The organism is Streptomyces sp. NPDC006197 (assembly GCF_040613865.1).
Taxonomy (GTDB): Bacteria; Actinomycetota; Actinomycetes; order Streptomycetales; family Streptomycetaceae; genus Streptomyces.
Map to the genome: position 1 here is coordinate 1 of NZ_JBEXSZ010000245.1, position 6548 is coordinate 6548.

A 6548-nucleotide genomic window follows, 5' to 3' on the forward strand; every position below is an offset into this window, starting at 1 on the left:
CCCGAGAACCGGCCCGCGGACTGGAAGCAGCAGATGAACCGCTGGGACCGCTACCACTACCTCCGCGTCGCCGTCATCATCACCGCCTTCACCCTGCTGGCCACCGCCCTCACCTGACCCCACGAGCCGACAACACCCCGACCACCAACCACAACCGCTCCCTGGGCGGCAGCGGGCCACCGAATGACCGGGCACCGAACCCGGCGGGCATTTCCCGCCACTGCCCGCCCGCCCGTCCGAACAGCCACGTCACTGCGTGGCCACCGACCGGGCGATGGGGGCGGCGTGACGGCGGGTCCGTGACGGGCAGGGCTCCCGCGCCGTTGAGGGAGGTGGTTGAGGGAGGTGCTCGACCTCGCGACCCACCGGCACGGGAGCCCCGTCGGCTCCCCGTCCTGCCGCACTCGACCTGCCCCACGCCCTGGTCGAGCGGGCCCCGTGCTCATCGTCGTCCGTGGGGGCGACCGGCGGTGCCGACTCCCATTGAACTGCCGGTCAGCCGGCCTGGCCGGTGGGCATGATGGTGACCTGCTGGAGGTTCACCCGCGGCGGCAGCGTGGCGATGAAGCCGACGGTCTCTGCGATGTCCTGCGCCGTGAGCCACTCCATGGTCTCCTTGGAGCCGGCCAGCCAGTCCCGGGCGCCCTGGTCAGTGACGTGACTCTGCAGCTCGGTGCCGACGATGCCCGGTTCGATCGCCGAGACACGCACGTTCTTCGCGCCCAGTTCGGCCCGGAGGTGACGGGAGAGGTGGGTCACGTATGCCTTCGTGCCGGAGTAGACCGCGAAGTTCGGGAAGATGTTCTGCGCCGCGATCGACGAGGTGTTGATCAGGTCGGCCACACCGCGTTCGGCAGCGGCCTCGACCAGCTGCGGGGTGAACGCGCCGATCGCGTTCATCAGACCGGTGATGTTCAGGTCGATCTGGTGCTTCCACTGGTCGGTCGCCAGCTCCTCGATCGGAGCGGGCAGCATGACGCCGGCGTTGTTCAGGAGCAGGTCGGCACCGCCGAACTCGGCCTCCACCCGGTCGGCGGCGCCCTGCAGAGCGGCGGCGTCGGTCACGTCGGCAGCGATTGCCACCGCGCTGCCGCCGTTCTTCTCGATACGGGCGACGAGGTCCGCCAACCGGTCGGCACGCCGCGCCAGGACGACGACGCGGGCACCCAGGGACGCCAGTTGCTCGGCGGACGCCTCACCGATGCCGCTGGAGGCGCCGGTGACGACCGCGACGCGACCGGCCAGGGGCTGGGACATGGTGTTCGTGGACATGATGCGTACCTTCCAAGAGGGAGGGGGGAGGATGAGATCGCGGCCGGCTCCGCCAACCGCACATCCAGCACACCACCCGGCCGAGCCCCTCGGGACGCCATGACTGGCCCTGTCCAAACTGGTACCCGCAGGGCCACCTTGGAGCGGACACGGGACCGCTGACGTGCTCACACTGGAGGCATGGACCGCACCAAGGAAATCTCCGGCTTCCTGCGCTCACGGCGTGCGCGCATCACCCCGGGAGAGGCCGGACTGCCCTCCGACGGGCGTGTCCGCCGCGTTCCCGGCCTGCGCAGGGACGAGGCGGCCCGCTTGGCCGGCGTCAGTACCGAGTACTACACGCGTCTGGAACAAGGACGGGCGGGCAACCCCTCCACCGAGGTCGTGGAAGCGATCGCCCACGCGCTGCGGCTGGACGAGACCGAACGCGAGCACCTCACCGACCTTCTGCGGTCCGGCGCCCGGACTGCACGCCGCGCGCCGGCCAAGGCCCAGCGGGTCCGCCCGGGCCTGCACCTGATGCTGGAGACCCTCAACCACGTGCCGGCCTTCATCCTGGGCCGACGCACCGACGTGCTGGCCTCCAACCGGCTCGCCAGGGCGGTCCTCACCGACTTCGACACCCTCCCCGCCACCCGCCGCAACCTGGCACGCTACTACCTCCTGGACCCCGAGGCCCGCGAGCGCGTGGGCGACTGGGAACGGATCGCCGCGGAGACGGTGGCCATCCTCCGGCTGGAAGCAGGCCGCTACCCCCACGACCGGCAGCTCGCCGACCTCGTCGGTGAACTCACCCTCCGATGCACCGAGTTCACCTCCTGGTGGAACGACCACCGGGTGCTGCGCCGCACCCACGGCACCAAGCGCTACCACCACCCCCTCGTCGGGGACCTGCACTTCTCCTATGAGTCCTTCCAGGCCCCCGGCGACGCGGAACAGACCCTGTGCGTCTACAACGTCGAACCCGGCTCCGAAACCGCCCAGGCCCTACAGGTCCTGGCCAGCTGGACCGCACCCGAGACCACGGCACCCGCCACCCCGCACCCCGGCTGACACCACCGCCGTCCGCCCACCCCGCGAAGGACCGCAACGCCGCGCTGCCGGCACACATCGTGCGCGGCCACTCCCTGACGGCCCGGAGTGGCTCTCGGGGAGGCGCATGCGCAGTTCGGTCGACGGCGTGCCCCGGTCGCCTGCCCGGCTCACCTCGGCGCCGGTTTCAGATGCTGTGGGAGACGACTCCCCGTCACCTTCGCCCCTCGGGCTCAGGACGACGGCAGCAGCTCCAGTTGCCGGAGCATGGAGAGCTGGTCGACGACGTCCCAGTGTTCGACGAGCCGACCGTCGTCCAGCCGGAAGATGTCGATTCCGGCGAAGCGGCATGATCGTCCCGTCGGGGGAATGCCCAGGAAGGTTCCGGAGTGAGTGGCGTTGTTGGTCCAACGGATCACGACGCGGTCTCCCTCCGCGATGAGGTCCTCGATGGTGAAGGTGGGTGACAGCCCTTCCACGAGCATGGTCACTCGATCCTTCAGCCCCTCACGTCCCTCGCGCTGCCCGGGCAGCGGGTCGTTCTCCTGATAGTTCGTCGAGGCCAGCTCGTCGATGACCTCCACACGCCGCTCGTTGAGCACTTCCTCGAAAAGCCGGCGCACCAGCGCCTTGTTGGTCTCGGCGGACACGAAGCGATCTCCTCGATGGTGCCAGGGGATGCTGTCCATCACGACGGCATCCGCTCTTCGGCGGACAGCGTCTCCGAGCGGGTCTCATCGCGGCGCCGTCGCCGCGCCGATGCCGCCTCGGCTTCACTCCACCGGCACTGTCCCTCGCCGTGGCCCAGGCCGAGACCGAAGGCATCGACTTGTACTCGTCCCGCTCGGCGCGATCGCCGCCCTGGTGTCCGCAGCGCCGTGTCGTCTGAATGCGGATCAGGAATGGCGGCGAGCCCGCCGCCCGTCGCCTCCGGGGCGCCGATGGGTGCCCTGACGCCCTTCCGCGCGTCCGGGACGCCGACGCGATGAACGCGCTGACACACCCGCCCGAACTTTCGAGCACGGTTTCGATCGGGGCGGAGGCCGAGTATGCGGGACCGGAAACCATCGGCAGGATGGCCGGTCCAGCATGAGTTCGTAGAGGGGCAGGCGGCGGTCTCCCGGATGGTGACGTCGATGCGCCGGCCACGGTCGGGGTCAAGGGCGTGGATGAAGACGCCGCAGAAGGTCTCGCCCTCGGTCCCCTGCGCGGCAGGGCCGTACGGTGAGGCCGAGGCCGAGGCCGAGGCCGAGGCCGTACAGACGGGCGATGCCATGCATCGCGTGGTGCACGCCGTCGCCTCGTAGGCGGCAGTCATGCAGGACCTTCCAGGCCTTCACTCGGGCGAAGGCGTGCTCGACCCGGGCCCCCCGCCGGTGCTCGGCGTTGTCTTCTTCCTCGCCGGGAAGCAGGACCCGGCCGGGGCGTTTGCGATGCGGGGCGACGAGGCCGGTGTTGAGGTACGCACCGCCGGCCGACACAGTCACGCCGTCGAGGCGCCGGGCCACGCCGGCGTCCGGCCATGCCCTGGTGTCCGTGACATTGCCGGGCATCGGGCGACCACGGCGACCACGAGCTTGGTGGCGGCGTCGACTCCTTCGGTTCCTCCGCTGTCCGGCATGGCATCCCTTCGTGAGCACGGAGATCCGGGAGAGGCGGGGACACACAGGTCAGGCGGTGAAGTACCGGTCGAACAGCTGAGGCAGGTAGTCCGCCGTCAAGCCGAGGCGACCCGCTGCGGCCGGCGAGGGTACGAAGCCGATCTCGTCGAGTTCCGGCCCTGTGCCGGACCTGGCCTCCACGACGGACAGGTCCGCGTGCAGGCGGCGTACGAGCGCACCGGACACGGGCGGGCAGAGAAAGTGGAAGCCGAGGCTGCCGAACCGGCTGCCCCGGCTGAGGGCCCACAGCCGCAGCTCCTCGACGGCGACGCGCACACCGGTCTCCTCGACCAACTCGCGGGCGGCGTGCCCGCGCAGCTCCGCCGTGTTCAGGGGCCTGCCGACCAAAGGTGGTTCGACCGCGCCACCCGGCAGGCTCCACCGGCCGGGCGCCGCGGTGGCGGGAGACCCGCGTCCGACCATGAGACCCTCCTCGGTGGGCAGGAGAACGGTGACGAACACAGAGCCGGGAACCTGCTCGGGCGGTCGTAACCGACGCAGGGCACGGTAGCGGTACGACATCGGGGCCCAGCGCACTACCAGACTTCCGTCTCCGGGCCGGTCGAGGCCGAGAACGGCCACCAGAGGGCCGTCGAACGTGGCGGGGTTGCGGGCCGTCGTCTCCTCCCAGAGCCGGTCCACTTCACGTTCCTCCCAGGAGGAGAGGACAGGCGTCGCCTGCTCGGCGAACACCAGCGCGCGAGCATCGAGGAACTCGACCGGGGGTCGGGCGGGCCCGGGAACGTCCTCCGGCTCGGGCAGGTCAGCGGCGCGGTTCACGAGGACCGGGGCCGGAGCGTCGGACCGGGCGGGGCAGGGGCAAGGGTGATGTTCATCCAGGGCACGTAGCTCTCTCGGTAGGAGTGGCCGAGCGGTTCGACGCCACGCGGGTCGGCGAGGCTGAACCCGGTCACCATGATCATGCCGGATCCGTCGGCCGCGGAGCGGAGGGCGGGGCCTGTTGACCGAACCAACTCATGAGCCTCGCAGCTCAGATGGGGTACCTGCTAGCTTCCCGACCTGCTTGATGAGCAACCTCCCGGAAGGGATCCGAGGGACTTCGTCCTGCCCGAGCGAGGCCGGCTACTGGAGACGGGAGACAGGCGGAGCCCGCCGGGCTGTGCCTCAAGGAACTGATGGCAAGGAACTGATGGCAAGGGACAAGCCGCCGCTGACGCCGCGCTCGTACGGCATGGATGTGCTGCGGCAGTTCTACGCCTCCCATCTGAGGACAACGTCGGGGCATCGCTCGTCAACCCGTTCCCGCTGGTTCTGAACGCCGCGCGGCTCGGCCGGGGGCGCAGAGCGATGACGAGAAGAAGCACCGGAACCGACGCACGGGCCTCTACCGGCCGACCGTTCCTCAGCAGATCCCGCGACGGATTCCCGACAAGAAGTGCACCAAGGTCTTCGCAGGGCTCCGCTCGCACCGCGATCGAGCCCTGCCGACCGCCCGGGTAGCCACCGGCGCCCGCGCCGAAGAACTGCTCACCCTCAAGCAAGACGGCGCGGCCACTGTGGTGGACACCACGACGCCCTTGGCTACCTCTGGAGTACGACGCGGCCCCGCATGATGTTCAACCGTGCCAACGAGCTCCTGGGCGCCAACTGGACCCTTCACGACCTGCGGCACACGGCGACGTTCCTGATGCTCGACGACCCGAACATGCCGCCGGCCTACGTGTAGAAGATCCTCGGTCACGAGTACCTGCCGACCCCGGACATCTACAACTGTCCCACCAGGGCCGACGGCATCCCCGCCGGACTGGCTCACCACGACCCGCCGACAGGCGAGCCCGACCCACGGCCGGCAGATCGCGTCCCAAAGATGAAGGGACGCCTTCGCGCAGTGGGCCCGCTCGGAACCATGTGTGTCCCGACGCGAGACACTGCTGGCCGGGGTCCTGGCGCTGCTCTGCGCGGATGCTGTCAGACCCGACCCGGGGTTCCTCATCGGGTCAAGACCGCGGCATCTCCGACGCTCCAGCAAGCGCGCTGACTGGCGCCCGTCCATGCCTGGGACACCGAGAACCGCCGGCGATCCTTAGCGCGGTCGTCTCCCGAATCCGCGACCCCGACGCGACTCTACTGGCCTCGGGCCTGGTCGACAGCGCGGGCGCCCCTCTCACCTTCCAGCCCCATCACTTCCGTCGAATCTTCGCAGCCGCCCCGGCTCCATTCATAGCCGGGGCGGATTCTCGTCGTGTGCGGTCAGGACTGGGGACGGTTGCGGCACAGGCAGAACGGATGCCCGACCGGGTCGGTGTAGACCTGCCAGCCGTAGCCGGACTCGCCGACGAAGCTCTTCTGGAGGGTGGCGCCCAGCTTGATCGCCCGGCGCTGCCCGGGCTCGAACTCGTCCACTTCGAAGTCGAGGTGGAACTGCTGCGGATGCTCCTGGCCCGGCCGGCTGGGCCGCTGGTAGTTCTCCACCCGCTGAAACGACAGCTCGACGCCGTCGTTGCGCAGGTTGACCCAGTCCTTCTGGCTTAGTGAGCGTTTGATTCTCGGTTGTCTGTTTCGTTTGTGGTCAGGTGTCGCGCCAGTTGAGGGTGTTTTGGTGGGTGAGGCGTCGGGTCATGA

General features: G+C 69.7%; 7 protein-coding genes and 2 pseudogenes. 3 read left to right on the plus strand and 6 right to left on the minus strand.

Features of this window, described 5'->3' with window-relative positions:
* Positions 1-117 (plus strand): annotated as a pseudogene (locus ABZ318_RS38505) (DUF1772 domain-containing protein); the annotation flags it as partial.
* A gap of 378 nt (positions 118-495) precedes the next feature.
* Here ABZ318_RS38505 and ABZ318_RS38510 read toward each other — a convergent pair.
* Positions 496-1272, minus strand: a complete 777-nt coding sequence (locus tag ABZ318_RS38510) for an SDR family oxidoreductase (RefSeq protein WP_356907074.1) — start codon at positions 1270-1272, stop codon at positions 496-498.
* Between the two features lie 180 nt (positions 1273-1452).
* On the opposite strand from ABZ318_RS38510, the gene ABZ318_RS38515 reads away from it, so the two are divergent.
* A complete protein-coding gene (locus ABZ318_RS38515) occupies positions 1453-2325 on the plus strand; it encodes a helix-turn-helix transcriptional regulator (protein WP_356907075.1) in 873 nt (290 codons plus the stop codon).
* Between the two features lie 212 nt (positions 2326-2537).
* On the opposite strand, the gene ABZ318_RS38520 is transcribed toward ABZ318_RS38515, so the two are convergent.
* Positions 2538-2954: an ester cyclase gene (locus ABZ318_RS38520; protein ID WP_356907076.1), complete on the minus strand. Its 417-nt coding sequence runs from the start codon at positions 2952-2954 to the stop codon at positions 2538-2540.
* A gap of 519 nt (positions 2955-3473) precedes the next feature.
* On the opposite strand from ABZ318_RS38520, the gene ABZ318_RS38525 reads away from it, so the two are divergent.
* Positions 3474-3611, plus strand: a complete 138-nt coding sequence (locus tag ABZ318_RS38525; protein ID WP_356907080.1) for a hypothetical protein — start codon at positions 3474-3476, stop codon at positions 3609-3611.
* Positions 3612-3638: 27 nt separating this feature from the next.
* On the opposite strand, the pseudogene ABZ318_RS38530 reads toward ABZ318_RS38525, so the two are convergent.
* The 4 genes and pseudogenes from ABZ318_RS38530 to ABZ318_RS38545 all read right to left on the minus strand — a co-directional run.
* A pseudogene (locus ABZ318_RS38530) lies at positions 3639-3857 on the minus strand (IS5/IS1182 family transposase); the annotation flags it as partial.
* A gap of 117 nt (positions 3858-3974) precedes the next feature.
* Positions 3975-4745, minus strand: a complete 771-nt coding sequence (locus tag ABZ318_RS38535; protein WP_356907077.1) for an NUDIX domain-containing protein — start codon at positions 4743-4745, stop codon at positions 3975-3977.
* Complete coding sequence (locus ABZ318_RS38540; protein ID WP_356907078.1) at positions 4742-4888, minus strand: hypothetical protein; 147 nt, start codon at positions 4886-4888, stop codon at positions 4742-4744. Before ABZ318_RS38540 ends, ABZ318_RS38535 begins: the two co-directional genes overlap by 4 nt.
* A 1288-nt stretch (positions 4889-6176) precedes the next feature.
* Complete coding sequence (locus ABZ318_RS38545; protein WP_356907079.1) at positions 6177-6470, minus strand: VOC family protein; 294 nt, start codon at positions 6468-6470, stop codon at positions 6177-6179.
* Positions 6471-6548 lie beyond the last annotated feature (78 nt).